Genomic DNA, 16,726 nt, shown 5'->3' on the forward strand with positions numbered 1-16,726 from the left:
TTGCGCTAAAGTCCCGCAAAACCAAACGACGGGGGGCGCAGGCGTGACCTACATTCTTGCCATTGATCAGGGCACCACATCATCGCGGGCAATTCTGTTCGACGCAGAGATGCAGCGCGCAGGCACCGCGCAGCACGAATTCACTCAATACTTCCCGCAGGAAGGCTGGGTCGAACACGACGCCGAGGAAATCTGGAACAGTGTTCTGCGCGTTTGCCGCGAAGTTATGGATAGCGTCGGGGTAACCTCTGATCAGATCGCGGGCATCGGCATCACCAACCAGCGCGAAACAACAGTAGTTTGGGACCGCGCTACTGGCGCACCAATCCACAACGCGATCGTCTGGCAGGACCGCCGTACCGCCGAGATCTGCGCGCGCTACAAGCAGGCCGGGTGCGAGGATGACGTGACCGCCCAGACTGGGCTGCTGCTGGACCCCTATTTCTCGGGCACCAAAGTTAAATGGTTGCTGGACACCGTGCCGGGTGCGCGGGACCGGGCCGAGGCCGGAGAGCTGATGTTCGGCACCATCGACAGCTTTCTGATCTGGCGCCTGACAGAAGGGCGCAGCCACGCGACAGACGCCACAAACGCGGCGCGCACGCTTCTGTTCGACATTCACAAGGGCGAGTGGAGCGCCGAGATTTGTGATCTGCTGGACGTCCCGATGAACATGTTACCCGAGGTGCGAGATTGTGCCTCGGATTTTGGAAATACGACCCTATTCGGAGGAAATATCCCGATTCTAGGTGTTGCCGGTGATCAACAGGCCGCCACAATCGGGCAGGCCTGTTTCCAGCCGGGCATGATGAAATCCACTTATGGCACCGGTTGTTTTGCTCTTCTGAACACAGGGGATAAGCCGGTCGAGTCGAAGAACCGCCTGTTGACCACCATCGCCTATCAATTGGACGGCAAACGGACCTATGCGCTGGAAGGGTCAATCTTTGTGGCCGGGGCTGCCGTGCAATGGCTGCGCGATGCATTGCAGATCATCGAATCCGCGCCAGAAAGCGGCGAGATGGCTCAAAAGGCAGACCCGAACCAGCATGTCGTGCTGGTGCCCGCCTTTACCGGCCTCGGCGCGCCCTATTGGAAACCCGATTGCCGTGGCGCCGTGTTCGGTCTGACCCGGAATTCAGGCCGTGCCGAATTTGCCAAGGCCACGCTGGAAAGCATCGCATATCAGACACGCGATCTGTGGCACGCCATGCAGGGCGACTGGGGTGCAGATACCGACGTTATCCTGCGTGTCGACGGTGGCGCCAGCGCGTCGAACTGGGCGATGCAGGGATTGTCGGATTACCTGGGCGCCGAGGTTGACCGGCCGGTAATGCAGGAAACTACCGCATTGGGCGCGGCCTGGCTGGCCGGTATGCGCGCAGGCGTTTATCCGGATCAACAGGGATTTGCGGAAACCTGGGCGCTGGATCGCCGGTTCGAACCGAACCTCTCTGCCAAAGAGCGCGATGCCGCCTATGACCGCTGGAAACGTGCGGTATCAGCTGCGATGGCGTTCTGAGAGGTATGAAGGATCAGCTATGATCCTTCATCAACCGCTGCTTTTGTCGTGACCAGTCACGCTTGGCCTGGGTTTCGCGCTTGTCGTGGTTTTTCTTACCCTTGGCGATACCGATTTTGATCTTGGCCTTGCCCTTGTGGTTAAAATACAGAACCAGCGGCACCAGTGTCATGCCTTTGCGCTGGGTCGCGTTCCACAGGTTCGACAATTCCTTACGTGACACCAGCAGTTTGCGCCGGCGGCGTTCCTCGTGCTTGAACGATTTAGCCTGCTCGTAAGGGGCGATATAGCTGTTGACCAGCCACAGCTCGCCATGATCGACTGAGGCATAGCTTTCGGCGATGTTCGTCCCACCTACACGCAGGGATTTGACCTCGGACCCTTCCAGCATGATGCCGCACTCAAGATCGTCCTCGATTGCGTAATCGAAGCGTGCGCGCCGATTTTCGGCGATGACTTTGTAATTCGGGTCTGTCTTTTGCTTAGCCATGACGCGTTGATCTATGCGGCTTGGGCGGCCCTTGCAAGGCGTAGCCGTCAGGAGGTGGCCGAGATAATCAGATCAGGTCCGAAAATAGTGTCGGCGTGATTGTGCAAATAGATCTTGAGCCACGGTGTAAATCGCTCGGGATAGCGCTGCACTTCGGCCAGAAGATCGTGGTAATCGACCCAGCGAATTTCCATGACCTCTTCCGGGTTGGGCTCAATCTTCAGCGGGCCGCGCACATGGGCCAGAAAGATGTCGACCACTTCGTGCTCGATCATGTTGTTGCCGACATCGGCGTGATACTCCAGCCGGTGACGGTATTCCGGGTAAAGCCCGGTAATTCCCAATTCCTCACGCAGCCGGCGCACGGCGCAGACAGACGGTGTCTCACCCCAGTCGGGGTGGGTGCAGCAGGTATTCGCCCAAAGGCCAGGGGTATGATATTTGCCCAAAGCCCGACGCTGCATCAAAATTTCGGTCCCGCGCACGACAAAGACAGACACCGCCTTGTGCCGCAGGCCTTTTTCATGCGCCTCAAGCTTGTCCACTGGGGTCAACTCGCCATCAACCCAGGCCGGGATCATGATTCCCATCTGTCGTCTCCTGCTGCCGATCCACCCGAAGGGCCGGAAATTCGAAATTGGCTGCCACCGGGTCGGCTTGGCTCTGCGAATTTATGCGTGCAATGCATGAAATACCGCGCACTTTCAAATTGGCGCTGTTCAACGCGGTTATCAAGCGCACGAAAGGCCGCAGGGGCTGCGGCCTTTTGTAACCTCAAACGGTGTTTGGTCTGCGGTTTTATTCGCCAGAAACACTTACGATATAAGCGTAAACATCCTCGGCACCCTTCTTCAGCTTGAAGGTCATCTTGGATTTGGCCGAAGTTTCACCCAGATAATCTTTCAGAAACGCCTTGGGGTCCTTTGCATATTCGACGAATGTCGTTTCGTCCCAGACCAGACCGTTTTCACCAGCGGCAACGATGCTGTCACCATATTTGAAGTCTTCAACGGTGCCTGCGGTCCGGCCTGCAATCCCATACAGGTTCGGACCGGTTTTACCGCCCTTTACGATGACTTCACCCTCAGGATCGGCAATCTGGTGACAGGATTTGCACTTGTTAAAAGTCTTCTTTCCAGCTTCGGCGTCACCTTCGGCATATGCGGGAAGGGCCAGAAGGCCGACGATTGCGGTCGCGAGAATGCGATTCATAGCTTTTGCTCCGATACGAATTGGCTGCACCGAATGGACCGTCGGCGCAAAAAAGAGTCAACGCGCAGATTGCCGCGCGAGGGCACTGTGCCACTGCGGCATATAGGCCGTCCTTAACTTAAGTCATGTAAGCCGGACCAACAGGGTAAAAGATCACCCGCCGCCGGCGAGGCAAGAAATACGGCCCGCGCGATGGCCCGCGACAGACAGATCGAAGCCACATGGCCAAGAAGCCCCAGTTCAGCCTCTGGAAGGTCGTGATTGCCTGTGCTGACGCCGAACACCAGATCGCCATCGCCTGGTGTGTGTGCGGGAACAATCGCCCGCGCGATCCCGTCATGGGCAGCCACCGCCAACCTATGGCATTGCGGCTTGGACAGCGCCGCGTCAGTGGCAACAATTGCGATGGTGGTGTTGGCCTTGTCCGGCTGGGCGGGTCGCATTGCTTTGGCCTTGCGACTGGTCAAGACACGACCAAGACCCGTGTTGGAATCAGGCCCTAATCCTCCGAATTCGTCGCCGATTTCAAACGGAGCGGTCCAGAAATGGCGGTCACCCGGCGTGGTGACACTGCCGAGCGGATTGGCAGCAACCAATGCGCCAACCGTGACCCCGTTTTCCATCACAAACGAGGCAGATCCGAGCCCACCCTTTTGCATGGCAGCCAAGGCACCAGTCCCTGCGCCTGCAGTACCCAGATCGAACTGATCGGACGCTCCCTCGAATGCGTGACGCCCCAGCGCGCGATAGGGGTTCTCGGCCCAGGCTTTGTCGCCACCATTAAGCAGGTCAAACAGGATTGCACCCGGAACGATGGGGACGACGACATTGCCAACCTCAAACCCGCGGTGTTGCGCCCTAAGCGCGTCAGCTACCCCGGAACAGGCGTCCAGGCCAAAGGCCGAGCCACCGGACAGAGCGATGGCATCCACGCGCGACACAGATTTGTCAGGTGCCAGCAAGTCGGTTTCCCGCGTGCCCGGTGCACCGCCCATCACGTGAACGGACGCCGTAAAGGGATTGGGTGCCGTCAGAACGGTTGCGCCGGATTTGAGCGCGTCATCCTGAGCGTTTCCAACCAAAAGACCGGGAACATCGGTGATCAGGTTTCGGGGTCCGGAGGTCATTGCGTCTTCAGATGCTGGAGCAGAAGAGCGCGCAGGCGCGCTGCCTCCGGCGGGGATATTTCTTGCCAGATGAAGAGCGGATCAGATGCAACGGCCACCGTCGACCTCCAAAGCTGTGCCGGTGATCATGCTGGCCTCGTCGGAACATAAGAAACAGGCGGCGTTGGCCATATCCTCGGGTGTCGAGAAACGACCCAACGGGATGGTCGATAGGAACTTGGCGCGAACCTCGGGCGTATCCTCGCCCATGAAAGACTTGAGCAAGGGCGTTTCCCCTGCAACCGGGCAGATGGCGTTTACCCGGACACCCGATGGGGCCAGTTCGACCGCCATAGTCTTGGTCGCGGTGATCATCCACCCCTTGGAGGCGTTGTACCAGTTGAGATTCGGACGCGGCGACAGGCCAGCCGTCGAGGCCACGTTCAGGATCGCACCGGTACCACGCGATTTCATATGCGGTACAAGTGCGCGCGCCGTCAGATAGACAGATTTCATGTTCACGTTGAAAACGCGGTCGAAATCCTCTTCGCTCACATCCTCCAGCGGGGTGGGAAGGTGGGTGACGCCGGCGTTGTTGACTAGGATATCGAGATGCCCCAGTCGATCAAAGGCTGCGTCTGCCATCGCCTCAACCGATGCGCCGTTGGCCAGATCGACTTGATGTGCAAAGGCGTTCGGGCCCAATTGATTCGCCTGAACCTCGGCCGCATCACCGTTGATATCGGCGATCATGACGCGGGCACCTTCAGACAGGAATTTCCGCGCGATCCCGGCACCAAAGCCTGATGCGCTACCGGTCACGATTGCGGTTTTTCCCTCTAACCTCATGATCTTGTCCTTTTGCAGCTGCGCAAAATCAGAGTAGCGATGCGCCGCAAAGATACCAGATCAATCTTCGGGTATTTTACCGCGCAAGGCTTTGACGTCTGAGCGTGCCTTTTTGGAAGCCAGACGTCGCTTGACCGAACCGTAGGTGGGTTTGGTGGCGATACGGCGCTTGGGTTTAACCATAGCGCGGGTGATCAACTCGGCCAACCGGTTGCGCGCTATTTCGCGGTTGCGCGCCTGACTGCGGGTTTCGTCGCATTGAATGATGATCGCGCCCTCTTTGGTCCAGCGTCGCCCCACCAGTCGCTTGAGCCGCGATTTGACGGGATCAGGCAAAGAAGGTGAGCGCGCCGCCTCGAACCGCAATTCGACAGCGGTGGACACCTTGTTGACGTTCTGCCCGCCGGGACCGGATGAGCGAACAAAGCTCTCGGTCATTTCCCAGTCTTGCAGGGTGATATCGTCGGTGATGCGCAACATGAGGCTGACCTTACAGGCCTGATCCGAAAACAAAAAGGGCCGCCCCGCATGGGACGGCCCTTCGAAAGCTCAGGAGGTTGGGTCGGTTAGATCAATCGACCAGCCGGAGCGAGCGCTCCGCCAAGGGCTGCCTTAACAGGCGATCCCCCCGGTTGTTCCAACACCTCTCTCCAATCCCTTTCTCGACATTGGATCACCTCCTTTCAAACTGTTTCGGTTACTGGAATCGTGCCACGAGTTGCACGAAACTCAAAACGTTTTTTTACGCCGGCTGAGCGGTCAACCGCGCGACGATCACTTTGAACGGGATCAGCGCGATCATCGCCAGCGACAGTTTTACTAGCCAATCCGCAAAGGCCAACGATACCCAGAGGGGTGCCATCGGGCCGGTCAGCATGAAGGGAACGGGTTCCCATGCCCAGCTGATTGCCGCGTCAGCGTCGGCACCAAAGATTGTGACTGAGGCCGAGAAGGCGATGGTGAAGAACAGCGCCGTATCCAGCGCTGACCCAACCAGCGTCGAGGCCAGCGGCGCACGCCACCAGCGACCGCCGCGCAGTCTGTTGAACACCGCAACATCAGTCAGCTGGGCGATCAGGAACCCGGTGCCCGACGCAACCGCGACCCGCAACGGTACGGCGGTATAGGTGAACCCGTCACCCTGCAGAATGATCTGCGTGCCGATCAGCGAGCAGATGATACCGGTGACGAAACCGGCGAATACCACCCTGCGGGCAGCCTGCACGCCGTAGACACGGTTCATGATATCCGTGACCAGAAAGGCCACAGGGAACGTAAAGGCACCCCAGGTCAGGAGGCCGTCCAGCAGAAGAAACTGGACCAGAATGTTCGAGGCCACAACAATGGTAGCCATGGCAATAATGCCGGGAATATAAGCGCGTTGCATTTTCAGATGCCCGTTTTGACAAGGTAGCGGCGACTTGGCCAAGGGACCGTCCCAAGGCAAGCCGCGCTTCTAGACCTTTGCTTTGGACGTGTCAATCGGGCAGAGCATACTCGACCAGTTCAGTACGCTGAAGCGCCAGAAAATTATCATCTGACACCATAGTGGCCCGCAAGCGGCCCTCGTCGTCGCGCCAGACAGACAAACCCTCGAGGTTGTCATGTGCACCGGTCCCAGTTTGGAACAGAACCTCTTCGGCGCTTGGTGTGTCACCGTTCAACTCCCATCGCCGCAGACGCGAACGGAACCCGATCCAACCGACATCCCGTTCCAAAACGTAAAGCCTGCCATCCGGTCCGAAATCTGCTGCAACTGGCAGAAAGTCCCCCCGTTGCGGCAAAACGAAAGGCGTCGACCACGACTGACCGTCCCACCGATAGACAGGAATATCACCCTTCGCTGTTCGGTTTTCCTCGGGCATTGTGAAAATGTGGCCGCGCTGATCAATGGCCAACGCCTCAAGCGAGCCGTTGACCTCAAAGCCGTCGAACGCCTTGGGCCGCGGCAGAACCTGCGCTTTGTTCCCTGGCGCGGGGTAATACACCACGCGGTGGATACCTTCGAACGAGACGAACAGGGCGCCATCAGGGGCAATGGCTATGCCTTCGGAATCCCCGACCCTACCAGTCAGAGGGCGTCCTCTGCTGGAAATGAGAGGCCAATTTTCAGTGATCTGAATGTCGGTAATTTCGTCGTCATTACGCTCGACCTGTGCGGCAATCAGTGTCGAACGATCGGTCATTCCAATCAAATGGCGGCCATCATCCGAGATGTGGATGGCAGAAATCCCGCCAAACCACTCGGCCGTGTGACGCCATGTAAAACTGCCAAGGTGGTTGGGTGTCTTGAGATCAACTGCCCAAGCCGCCCCGGCCAGTAATACCGCGACGATCAGTTGGATTGCAGAACTTGTGTACATTGCTGAGGTAGATCGGCCAATCGATATTCGCGCCGTTTCTTGGGCGCTGGGGCATTTGGGTCGGGTGGGGGTGGGCTAAGGATATTATTCACCCATTGCTGCGCCTCGGCACAGCCATCCCCTTTTGGCGGAGGATCCTGATTAACGCAACCTTTAGAGCCGCGTGGGCATTTCAGACGGACATGGAAATGATAATGATGTCCCCACCAGGGCCTGATCTTGCGCAAATAGGCACGATTGCCCCTCTCGTTTTTGCACATTTCCGCCTTGGCACCGGGAAAGACGAAAATTCGTGCAACTCGCTTGTCCTTTGCGGCCTGACGCAGCACGGCATGGTGTTGTTTCGTCCAGTTACCATTGACAAACGCGCCATTCGACCGGCGCAGCGAAATCGACGAGATATTCTCACGCGCCTTGCGGCTTAGGCGCATGTTGTCGCCGGGCAGCATCCAGATATCGATGTCCAGACCCAGCTGATGGCTGCGGTGCCCGGATGTCATCGGCCCACCGCGCGGCTGGCTGATATCGCCGACATATAGCCCGTTCCACCCGGACTGCTTTGCCGCGAACTTGCTAAGGTCCTGCACATAATCAATCGCCTCAGGATGCCCCCAATTGCGATTGCGTGACAGCCGCATCGCCTGCCATGTCGGTCCCGTTTCGGGCAATTGCACCGACCCTGCAGCGCATCCACGCGAATAACTGCCGAAGGCTGCGGATTTTTGCTGCGAACTTGCTTTCTGCGCCCCGAACAACTGCTTTGCCAGAGGCTGCGCCGTAGCAGTGTTCGTCAGAACAATCGCGGCCAGTATCGTCAAAAAACGTAATAAAATCATCTGCTCTGATCCCCTTCCGGTTTCACCCAGCGCATCAGTATTAGGCCCAGAATAAACAACAGAACGATGGGTGACACCCCCAGTCTTGCGCTGCCGGTTACAGTTGTGGCTATTCCGATCAGCAAGGGGGCGGCAAAGGCTGTGGCACGACCCGACAAACCGTAAAGCCCAAAGCTTTCGACCGGGGCTTTGGGGTCGGTGTGTCGCACCATCATCGAACGGCTGGCGGATTGCAGAATACCGCCCATACCGCCGATCAGAACCCCACAGCCAAAGAACACCAGATCAGGCAGGCCGGATCCTTCGGGTAAAGACATGCCAAAGATCTGTGTGCGGTCCATCGACACGATGGTGATGCAAACAAAGATCAGCACCCAGATAGCCACCAAAATCACTGGTTTAGGGCCGTATTTCTTGTCCAGCTTACCGCCGATCCACGAAAACGCAGCCGCAGCCAGAACGCTGACGATACCAAAGACACCGATCTTGATCAGGTCCCATTCCAGCACCAGTCGCGCAAAAACACCGCCAAAGGTGTAAAGCCCGTTCAACGCGTCACGGTAGAACATGGATGATCCAAGGTAGGTGGCCAGGCTGACCCGGTGGCGCAGATTGGAAATCGAATTGGCCAGAAGGCGCAGCGCATCGCCCACACTGCCTTTTTTGTCGGTGGGCGCATCATCACGGACCCACAGGAAATAGGGGATCATGAACAGAACGAACCAAACCGCCGTGAATGGCCCCACAAAACGTGTGCCTTGCTGCAGTGAGGCATCCAGCCCAAACAGCGGATCCATTCCGATCAGGGTCTTGCCGTTGGCCTGCTCGACGAACAGCGCCAGCATGATCGCAAGTGAGATCAGCCCACCAAAATAGCCAAAGGCAAATCCTGACCCCGAAATCTCACCAACCTCATTTTCGTCCCCCAAATCGGGCAGCTGCGAATTGATGAAAATCAACGCATATTCCGCGCCAACAAAGCCCAAACCAAAGGCCGACAGCATCAGCCACATATTCGACCCGTCTGGCATCGTGTACCAAAGCGCGGCCGAACCAACGGCGTACATCACCGAAAACGCAAAAATCCACGGCATTCGGCGCCCCGAGACATCTGCCATGGCCCCCATCAACGGTGCGCCAAAGGCGATGATCAGCCCAATGATGGTCATGCAATTCGCCCACACCGTCTGCGCCCGCGCATCGGCTGCGTCGGCATCCAGACCGGACGTCAGATAATACTCTGCCGCCACCCCGGCAAAATAGGGACCAAAAACAAAGGTAACCAGCAAGGTGTGATACGGTTGACTGGCCCAGTCGAAAAACCACCAACCCCAAATGCGCTTGCGCTTGGAAATTTCTGCCATAACTGCCCCTGTTTATCGTTGTCTTCATAAGACGGGGCTTTGGCCTAATTCGCAAGGGTTCTGTTGGCTTACACTTGCTCTTTGCCGCAGGGGCGCTTACGTCTCAGCAAATGTGAAAACGGAGTGCCCATGCTGTCGCTGATCCAAATCCTTCTGCTGATCCTGGACATTGTCTGGTTCATCATCCTGGCCCATGTGATCATGAGCTGGCTGATCAACTTTCAGGTGCTTAATTTGCATCAACAGCTGGTCGCACAAATCTGGTACGGCCTGAATCGCATATTAGAGCCTATTTATGGCCCGATCCGTCGCATCCTGCCCAATATGGGCGGACTCGATCTGACACCCTTGGTGGTACTGATCGGCGTTTATGCTTTGCGGATTATTCTGATCAACAATGTGGGCTATTTTGTCTGAGGCCTTGTTCACCGAATCTTAGTATGTGATTGTCCTGTCTTAAGAGCAGATAAACCTTAAAACAGGGCAACCCCGCACATGTTCGACGCCGCACCGATGCTGCGAGATGTCTTTGGATTCGACGACTTCCGCCCCGGGCAGGAAGAGATCGTCGATGCTGTGACCGCAGGTGAAAACGTGCTGGCGATCATGCCGACGGGTGGCGGTAAATCCCTTTGCTTCCAACTACCTGCGTTGATGCGGGATGGCGTGACGGTGGTGATTTCCCCGCTGATCGCCCTGATGCGCGATCAGGTTCGCGGGCTGCAAGAGGCCGGCGTTGAAGCAGGTGCTCTGACCTCGGGCAACACGCCCGAAGAAACAGATGCTGTGTGGGAAGCGCTGGAGGTCGGGCGGCTCAAGCTGCTTTATATGGCCCCCGAACGTCTGGCTGCGGTGTCAGCATTGGGAATGCTGCGTCGGATCAACGTCAGTCTGATTGCCGTGGATGAAGCCCATTGCGTCAGCCAGTGGGGCCATGATTTCCGTCCCGACTACCTGCGGATCGGTGAGCTGCGGCGCGCGCTGGGCGTCCCCCTAGCAGCCTTCACCGCCACTGCGGATGCCGAAACGCAGGACGAGATTGTCGAAAAACTGTTCGACGGAACACCCCCCAACAAGTTCCTGCGCGGGTTTGACCGGCCCAATATCCACCTGGCCTTTGGAGCCAAGGATGGCCCCCGCAAACAGATCCTCGACTTTGCCGGTGCCCGAAAAGGGCAATCCGGCATCGTCTATTGCGGCACGCGTAACAAAACCGAAGTGCTGGCACAGGCCTTACGCGCCGAAGGGCATTCCGCCTGCCACTATCACGGCGGAATGGAGGCCGAGGATCGTCGCATCGTCGAAACCCGCTTTGCCCGCGAAGACGGGTTGATCGTGGTTGCTACCGTGGCTTTTGGCATGGGCATCGACAAACCCGACATTCGATGGGTCGCCCATGCCGACCTGCCCAAATCCATCGAGGCCTATTATCAGGAAATCGGCCGTGCCGGACGTGATGGCAGCCCTGCCGAAACGCTGACCCTGTTTGGCCCCGACGATATTCGCCTGCGCCGCTCGCAAATCGACGAAGGGTTGGCCCCACCGGAACGCCGCATGGCCGACCATGCACGCCTGAATTCTCTATTGGGTCTGGCCGAAGCATTGGAATGCCGCCGTCAGACTCTGTTGGGCTACTTCGGAGAACAGGCCGAACCTTGCGGCAAGTGCGATCTGTGTGACACCCCGCCCGAAGTGTTCGAAGGGACCACGCCCGTCCGCATGGCCTTGTCTGCAATCCTGCGCACCGAGGAATGGTTCGGCGCCGGCCACCTGATCGACATCCTGCTGGGCAATGAAACCGACAAGATCCGCGCGCGACGTCATGATCAACTGTCGACCTATGGGATCGGCAAAGAGTGGTCGCGCCCGCAATGGCAGGCCATCTTCCGACAGATGATGGGGCATGACCTAGTTCGCCCCGACCCCGAACGCCACGGCGCACTGCAAATGACCGAGGCTGCCAAGCCCATCCTGAAGGGTGAGGCCCGGATCAACCTGCGCAAGGACACATTGCGCAAGGCCGGACGCCGCCCGGCGGTCAAAATGATGGTGTCCGAGGAAGACGCGCCGCTACTATCGGCCCTGAAAGCCAAACGGCGCGCTTTGGCCGAATCCGCACGGGTACCAGCCTATGTCATCTTCCCTGACCGAACGCTAATCGAAATGGCTGAGAAACGCCCCCTGTCTCTGGACGATATGGCCCGAATTGGCGGGGTCGGCGCGAAAAAGCTGGAGCGTTACGGTGACACGTTTCTTGAAGTCGTCGCCGGTGAGGTTGAAGCCGTTCATCCCGCGCGCCGCAAATTGGCTGGCCGGGATCAGGGCGATATCTATGACCAACTGCTTGAAGTGCAGTCGCAGCTGTCACGCGGTCCGGAGGGCGTCGACAAGCAGCTAACTTGCTCGGCCTCGCAACTGGCCAAAGTTGCACAATTGCGGTCAGATGACCCGCGCGCAATGGAACATGTTCTGGGTGACCGCCGTCACGAAAGGTTTGGAGCCGCCTTTCTGGACGTGCTGCGACAGACGGACTAGATACCGCCCAGTACAGGCAAGGAAAGAGAGCGGATATGCTGGTAGTTATTTCCCCGGCCAAGCGGCTGGACTGGGCGGAACGGGATGTCGAAGTCACGCAGCCAGACTTTCAGGACGATGCCATCCGCCTGTCGAAAACCGCCCGCAATCTGACACTGGGTGATCTGAAAAAACTGATGGACCTAAGCGATGATCTCGCGCGCCTGAACCGCGACCGGTATCGCGCATTCTCAGACGCGCCCGAGGCGGATGTGACACGCCCCGCCGCGCTGGCCTTTGCGGGCGACACCTATCAAGGGCTTGAAGCTGCGTCGCTGGATGCCGAGGAGATGGCCTGGGCGCAAGATCATCTTCGCATTCTGTCCGGTCTTTACGGTGTGCTGCGCCCGCTGGATTCCATTCAGGCCTATCGGCTTGAGATGGGCAGCAAGCTTAAAACCCGCCGCGGAAAGAACCTGTATGAATACTGGCGCGATCAACTGAGCAAAGCGCTCAACGCGCAAGGTGCTGAGGTTGGGTCGGACGTTTTGGTCAACTGCGCCAGCCAGGAATATTTCGGCGCAGTAGACCCTAAAGCACTGAAGCTGCGCGTTATCACCCCTGTTTTCATGGAAGACAAAGCAGGCACGCCTAAGATCGTGAGCTTTTTTGCCAAGAAAGCGCGCGGTGCGATGGCACGGTATGTCATTCAGCACAGGCTGGACGACCCCAAAGGACTGCTGGACTTTGACTCAGGTGGCTATGAATACCGCCCCGATTTGTCAGAAGAAAACAAACCCGTCTTTGTGCGGCCCTATCAGGCTTGATCCAACATCGACGGGTCATAGGCGACGAGTTCAACCGTATTGCCTTCGGGGTCTTCGGTGAAGATACCGCGCCAACCGATCCATCCGAACTGCTCGATCCGGTAGGGCTGGCCAAGGTGGTCATACCACTGCATCACTGCTTCTTGTTCGTCGAATGGCAGCGACAATGCGATGTGATGCAGGGATGACGCTCCACCCGTCACCGGTTTTTGCGATCCGATAGGATGCAGGCCTAGTCGCGGAGCAACTGTGTGGTGAAACAGGGCCAGGACCTGCGTGTGGCCACTATATCCGGGCGCAATCTGGAAGAAGGTGATCGCGCTGTTGTGGTCACCGCTAAGACGCTTTAACCCGATCACGTTTTCATAAAACGCGACCATGGCGGCCATATCCACACAGCGGATGGCAATCTCACCCAGCGCGCGGGGCTGAAATCCACGATCTTCAGACATGGGTTCAATCTAGTCAGCCCGGATTTCCTCTGCAACAACCGGGCAACAATCATCCGGCCTATGGGTCAGAACCATCTGGTGAATCGTCTGCTTTTGCAGCGGTTTGGTCAGGTAGTGATCCAGCCCGGCAGATAAGATTCCCTGATCGTCACCAGCCATCGCATGAGCCGTAAGGGCGACAATAGGAACATGACGGCCAGTCTCAATCTCACGGCGCCGGATTTCGGCTGTGGCCTGTTTGCCGTCCATTTTAGGCATCGAGATATCCATAAAGACAAGGTCTGGGTCAAACTCCTGATACGCCTGCACCGCTTCGATCCCGTTGCCGGCAAAGCGCAGGTCGATGTTCAGATCTTTGACAATCTTCTTAAGGATCAGTTGATTGGTCCGGTTATCTTCGGCCGCCAGAACACGCATGATACGCTGCGTTCCTTCACATGCGGGCTGGTTAGGTGCCTGATTGATCGGTGCGGTCTCCGAAAGCGACTCAACGCCCTGTGGGTGGCCAAGCGCTTTCAGGCGCGCGTATAGCTCAGCCCTGGGGATCGGCTTTTGTAGAACGCCTTCGATCAGGTGGCGCGCGGGGTGGGCGTGAATGACACCGGGATTGGCCGACATCACGACAATCGGCAGAGCGCCCCACCCCCTGTCTTTCAGCAGGACAGCCAGCTCAAGCCCGTCCATGTCGGGCAGGTCATGATCGCACAGCAGAAGGTCCACACTGTCGTCCAGCGCCGTCAGCGCCTCTCGCCCCGACGTGCAAACGGTGCCCTGAACCCCCAGCCGCCCTAGCTGTTTGGACAGGATCGCGCAGTTGGCGGCCAAATCCTCGACGATCATCACATGGCGCAGGCGCCCGTCAAGATCGGGCGGGGCAGGTTGCGGACCTTCAGCGGTCGGCAGTGAGACACGAAAGCCAAAGCAGGACCCCTGCCCCGGCTCGCTATCCACCCAGATAGCACCGCCCATTAATGTGATCAGTCGCTTGGTAATGGCAAGGCCCAGACCGGTCCCCTCAAAGGCCCTGTTCCGTTCGTCTTCGACCTGATTGAATTCACCAAAAATGTGCCCGATCTTGTCTTCGTCGATGCCGATGCCGGTATCTTCGATTGCAACATGCACGTCGCAGGATTGGGTATCCGGGTTCGGCACACCGGTGACACGGATCAGGACATGGCCCTCGGACGTGAACTTGACCGCATTGCCGACGAGATTGGTCAAAACCTGCCGGACCCGCCCCGGATCGCCGACAAACAATGTGGGCAGGAACAGATCGTAATCCACCAGCAACGAAAGCCCCTTGTCCCGAACGCTGGGTTGCAGCAGCATCGCGACTTCAAGAATGCAGCGTTCAAAGTCGAACTGTTCCGGGTGCAGGGTCAGCTTGTCCGCCTCGATCTTGGAATAGTCCAGGACGTCGTTGATAATCACCAAAAGCGCTTCACCGGAATTGCGGATGGTGTTCAAATACAGCCGTTGTTCTTCATCCAAAGGTGTTTCGGTCAGCAATTCGGTCATGCCCACGATGCCGTTCATCGGGGTTCGAATTTCATGGCTCATATTGGCCAGAAAGGCCGATTTGGCGCGGTTTGCCGACTCGGCCCGTTCACGAGCAGCGGTCAATTCGGCCTCATGGCGCACGGATGCCGAGATGTTCAGGGCCAGGCTCACCACATCGCCACCATGACCACGCTGGTCGATCAGCTTAATGTAATGGCCGTTCCACAGCCGGATTACCTCGGGCTGCGGGTGTGGCATGGCCCATCTCTGCAGCATTCTATCGCGCCAGCCGGGCGTCGGCTCGGACCCAAGATCAATCAGCCCCTCGGTCGTCAGGATCTCCAGAATCCTCGGATAGGTCACACCCGGCGCAACCTCTTCCAGCCCGTCAAAGACGCTTAAGTAAGCCGCGTTTGCCCCAATCAGGCGACTTTCCTCGTCAAAGAACGCGAATCCATCCTGAATGGTTTGGATTGAATGCCACAAGCGGCGCTCGGCCACCTCGATCTTGGCGTTGGCGACCGTCAGATCGGACTTGACCTTTTCATTTTCACCCCGGACCGTTTCAACCTCGGCCTGGGTTTCACCGATCCGCCTGGTCAATGCCATCGCATGCAAGCCCAGTTTGCGGTTCGCGGCCGACAGCTCTGCCTGTTTCATTTCCAACAACCGCTCGGCCGCCAGACGTGCGCGCCGTTCCTGTGACAGTTTTCCTGCAAGACTCATCTTTGGTGTTTCCGGGACAATCTGTGTCCAGCATCCGGGCAGAGAGTGAAGAACTGTTTAAGCCGTTGCCCAATGATCGAACCTCGTGCCACTCTTGCCAAAACGGAGGTGTGATATGCGGTGTTTCTTCGGCGCGTTGTTGGCCTGTGGCGTATTTGCTCATCCTGTGGCGGCGGGCTGCGCAACGGATGGCCAGATCGATCGGTTCGTCGCGGATTACCTCTCAGCTGCACCCACACCTGCCCTTTCATCTGATGGCACAATGAATGACGCGCTGTGCACGCAAGCGCTCATAGTGTCTGCATTAGAGCCACATTTAGGGCCGGTCATCGGCTACAAGGCCGGTTTGACCAGCGCATCGGCACAAGAAAGATTTGGCGCATCCGAACCGGTTCAGGGCGTATTGTTCCGCGACATGATGCTGGATGACGGCGCGACCGTTCCATCAGACTGGGGTGCGCGACCCGTGTTTGAGGCCGATCTGGTGCTGGTTGTTGGCACAGCGGATATCAATCAGGCCACGTCGCCTGAGGAGGTGCTGCAAGGCATCTCAGCCATTCGCCCGTTTATCGAGCTACCGGACCTGACCTTTGCCAAGGGTGAACCGATCACCCCGGTCACGCTGACAGCAATTGGCGTTGCTCCGAAGCTGGGTGTTATGGGAGCAGAAATCCCTGTGTCCAATCCGGCAGCTATGGTGCAGGCCTTGGCTGATATGACCGTCACCCTCCGCGCCGCAGATGACGAGATTCTGGCGCAGGCACCGGGCACAGCAGTACTGGGGCATCCGGCCAATGCCGCCCTTTGGCTGATGTCCAAAGGGATTGAATTTCAACCGGGGGACCTGATTTCCGTCGGATCATTCGGGCCATTATTCCCGCCTGCAAAGGGTAAAGGCGGGGCATCAGTGTCTTACGACGGCTTGCCAGGCAATCCCACGGTCAGCGTGGTGTTTGACTGACCTG

The 16,726-nt window shown here is 57.9% G+C and carries 17 protein-coding genes; 5 read left to right on the forward strand and 12 right to left on the reverse strand.

The annotated features are described in order from the left end of the window. Window positions 1–43: 43 nt before the first annotated feature. Window positions 44–1,522 carry a glycerol kinase GlpK gene (gene glpK, locus DK510_RS20365; protein WP_109313661.1) on the forward strand — a complete coding sequence of 493 codons (1,479 nt, stop codon included), beginning with the start codon at window positions 44–46 and terminating at the stop codon, window positions 1,520–1,522. 13 nt (window positions 1,523–1,535) lie between these two features. Here the strand turns inward: glpK and smpB are convergent, their stop codons facing one another. The 10 genes from smpB to DK510_RS20415 form a co-directional block, all read right to left on the reverse strand. After that, the gene (gene smpB, locus DK510_RS20370; RefSeq protein WP_109313662.1) at window positions 1,536–2,012 is read right to left on the reverse strand and encodes an SsrA-binding protein SmpB; all 477 of its coding nucleotides are present in this window, start codon (window positions 2,010–2,012) and stop codon (window positions 1,536–1,538) included. A 47-nt stretch (window positions 2,013–2,059) separates the two neighbouring features. Next, on the reverse strand, window positions 2,060–2,602 hold the full coding sequence (gene idi, locus DK510_RS20375) for an isopentenyl-diphosphate Delta-isomerase (RefSeq protein WP_058272886.1): 543 nt from the start codon (window positions 2,600–2,602) through the stop codon (window positions 2,060–2,062). Between the two features lie 208 nt (window positions 2,603–2,810). Continuing rightward, window positions 2,811–3,224, reverse strand: coding sequence for a cytochrome c family protein (locus DK510_RS20380; protein ID WP_109313663.1), 414 nt, complete (start codon window positions 3,222–3,224; stop codon window positions 2,811–2,813). A gap of 113 nt (window positions 3,225–3,337) precedes the next feature. Beyond that, window positions 3,338–4,351, reverse strand: a complete 1,014-nt coding sequence (locus DK510_RS20385; RefSeq protein ID WP_109313664.1) for a P1 family peptidase — start codon at window positions 4,349–4,351, stop codon at window positions 3,338–3,340. Between the two features lie 81 nt (window positions 4,352–4,432). After that, window positions 4,433–5,179 carry an SDR family oxidoreductase gene (locus DK510_RS20390; protein ID WP_109313665.1) on the reverse strand — a complete coding sequence of 249 codons (747 nt, stop codon included), beginning with the start codon at window positions 5,177–5,179 and terminating at the stop codon, window positions 4,433–4,435. A gap of 60 nt (window positions 5,180–5,239) precedes the next feature. Further along, entirely contained in the window at window positions 5,240–5,659 is a 420-nt protein-coding gene (gene arfB, locus DK510_RS20395; RefSeq protein WP_109313666.1) for an alternative ribosome rescue aminoacyl-tRNA hydrolase ArfB, read from the reverse strand. Between the two features lie 262 nt (window positions 5,660–5,921). Beyond that, window positions 5,922–6,566, reverse strand: coding sequence for a queuosine precursor transporter (locus DK510_RS20400; RefSeq protein WP_109313667.1), 645 nt, complete (start codon window positions 6,564–6,566; stop codon window positions 5,922–5,924). Window positions 6,567–6,657: 91 nt separating this feature from the next. Then, window positions 6,658–7,542 carry an esterase-like activity of phytase family protein gene (locus tag DK510_RS20405; RefSeq protein WP_109313668.1) on the reverse strand — a complete coding sequence of 295 codons (885 nt, stop codon included), beginning with the start codon at window positions 7,540–7,542 and terminating at the stop codon, window positions 6,658–6,660. Beyond that, window positions 7,515–8,378, reverse strand: coding sequence for a penicillin-insensitive murein endopeptidase (gene mepA / locus DK510_RS20410; protein WP_109313669.1), 864 nt, complete (start codon window positions 8,376–8,378; stop codon window positions 7,515–7,517). The genes DK510_RS20405 and mepA overlap by 28 nt, the downstream gene beginning before the upstream one ends. Next, a complete protein-coding gene (locus DK510_RS20415; protein ID WP_109313670.1) occupies window positions 8,375–9,742 on the reverse strand; it encodes an MFS transporter in 1,368 nt (455 codons plus the stop codon). Before DK510_RS20415 ends, mepA begins: the two co-directional genes overlap by 4 nt. A 129-nt stretch (window positions 9,743–9,871) precedes the next feature. Here DK510_RS20415 and DK510_RS20420 point away from each other — a divergent pair, with 129 nt between their 5' ends. The 3 genes from DK510_RS20420 to yaaA all read left to right on the forward strand — a co-directional run bounded on the left by DK510_RS20420 (window position 9,872) and on the right by yaaA (window position 13,083). Next, a complete protein-coding gene (locus tag DK510_RS20420; RefSeq protein ID WP_058272877.1) occupies window positions 9,872–10,159 on the forward strand; it encodes a YggT family protein in 288 nt (95 codons plus the stop codon). 78 nt (window positions 10,160–10,237) lie between these two features. Further along, entirely contained in the window at window positions 10,238–12,277 is a 2,040-nt protein-coding gene (gene recQ / locus DK510_RS20425; protein WP_109313671.1) for a DNA helicase RecQ, read from the forward strand. 35 nt (window positions 12,278–12,312) lie between these two features. Then, window positions 12,313–13,083: a peroxide stress protein YaaA gene (gene yaaA, locus DK510_RS20430; RefSeq protein WP_109313672.1), complete on the forward strand. Its 771-nt coding sequence runs from the start codon at window positions 12,313–12,315 to the stop codon at window positions 13,081–13,083. Here the strand turns inward: yaaA and DK510_RS20435 are convergent. Both DK510_RS20435 and DK510_RS20440 read right to left on the reverse strand, forming a co-directional pair. After that, window positions 13,074–13,535, reverse strand: coding sequence for a VOC family protein (locus DK510_RS20435; RefSeq protein ID WP_109313673.1), 462 nt, complete (start codon window positions 13,533–13,535; stop codon window positions 13,074–13,076). The two genes, yaaA and DK510_RS20435, sit on opposite strands and share 10 nt — an antisense overlap. 9 nt (window positions 13,536–13,544) lie before the next feature. Further along, window positions 13,545–15,761: a response regulator gene (locus DK510_RS20440; protein WP_109313674.1), complete on the reverse strand. Its 2,217-nt coding sequence runs from the start codon at window positions 15,759–15,761 to the stop codon at window positions 13,545–13,547. Window positions 15,762–15,876: 115 nt separating this feature from the next. Here DK510_RS20440 and DK510_RS20445 point away from each other — a divergent pair, with 115 nt between their 5' ends. Next, the gene (locus DK510_RS20445; protein WP_109313675.1) at window positions 15,877–16,722 is read left to right on the forward strand and encodes a 2-keto-4-pentenoate hydratase; all 846 of its coding nucleotides are present in this window, start codon (window positions 15,877–15,879) and stop codon (window positions 16,720–16,722) included. The last annotated feature ends 4 nt before the right edge of the window (window positions 16,723–16,726 follow it).

The sequence above is a fragment of the Ruegeria sp. AU67 genome (assembly GCF_900312795.1).
In the GTDB taxonomy this organism is placed as follows: Bacteria; Pseudomonadota; Alphaproteobacteria; order Rhodobacterales; family Rhodobacteraceae; genus Ruegeria; species Ruegeria atlantica.

Coding starts and splice junctions, on each gene's coding strand:
- smpB (WP_109313662.1), bottom strand. CDS start 2,012: ATGGCTAAGCAAAAGACAGACCCGAATTACAAAGTCATCGCCGAAAAT.
- idi (WP_058272886.1), bottom strand. CDS start 2,602: ATGGGAATCATGATCCCGGCCTGGGTTGATGGCGAGTTGACCCCAGTG.
- DK510_RS20380 (WP_109313663.1), bottom strand. CDS start 3,224: ATGAATCGCATTCTCGCGACCGCAATCGTCGGCCTTCTGGCCCTTCCC.
- DK510_RS20385 (WP_109313664.1), bottom strand. CDS start 4,351: ATGACCTCCGGACCCCGAAACCTGATCACCGATGTTCCCGGTCTTTTG.
- DK510_RS20390 (WP_109313665.1), bottom strand. CDS start 5,179: ATGAGGTTAGAGGGAAAAACCGCAATCGTGACCGGTAGCGCATCAGGC.
- arfB (WP_109313666.1), bottom strand. CDS start 5,659: ATGTTGCGCATCACCGACGATATCACCCTGCAAGACTGGGAAATGACC.
- DK510_RS20400 (WP_109313667.1), bottom strand. CDS start 6,566: ATGCAACGCGCTTATATTCCCGGCATTATTGCCATGGCTACCATTGTT.
- DK510_RS20405 (WP_109313668.1), bottom strand. CDS start 7,542: ATGTACACAAGTTCTGCAATCCAACTGATCGTCGCGGTATTACTGGCC.
- mepA (WP_109313669.1), bottom strand. CDS start 8,378: ATGATTTTATTACGTTTTTTGACGATACTGGCCGCGATTGTTCTGACG.
- DK510_RS20415 (WP_109313670.1), bottom strand. CDS start 9,742: ATGGCAGAAATTTCCAAGCGCAAGCGCATTTGGGGTTGGTGGTTTTTC.
- DK510_RS20420 (WP_058272877.1), top strand. CDS start 9,872: ATGCTGTCGCTGATCCAAATCCTTCTGCTGATCCTGGACATTGTCTGG.
- recQ (WP_109313671.1), top strand. CDS start 10,238: ATGTTCGACGCCGCACCGATGCTGCGAGATGTCTTTGGATTCGACGAC.
- yaaA (WP_109313672.1), top strand. CDS start 12,313: ATGCTGGTAGTTATTTCCCCGGCCAAGCGGCTGGACTGGGCGGAACGG.
- DK510_RS20435 (WP_109313673.1), bottom strand. CDS start 13,535: ATGTCTGAAGATCGTGGATTTCAGCCCCGCGCGCTGGGTGAGATTGCC.
- DK510_RS20440 (WP_109313674.1), bottom strand. CDS start 15,761: ATGAGTCTTGCAGGAAAACTGTCACAGGAACGGCGCGCACGTCTGGCG.
- DK510_RS20445 (WP_109313675.1), top strand. CDS start 15,877: ATGCGGTGTTTCTTCGGCGCGTTGTTGGCCTGTGGCGTATTTGCTCAT.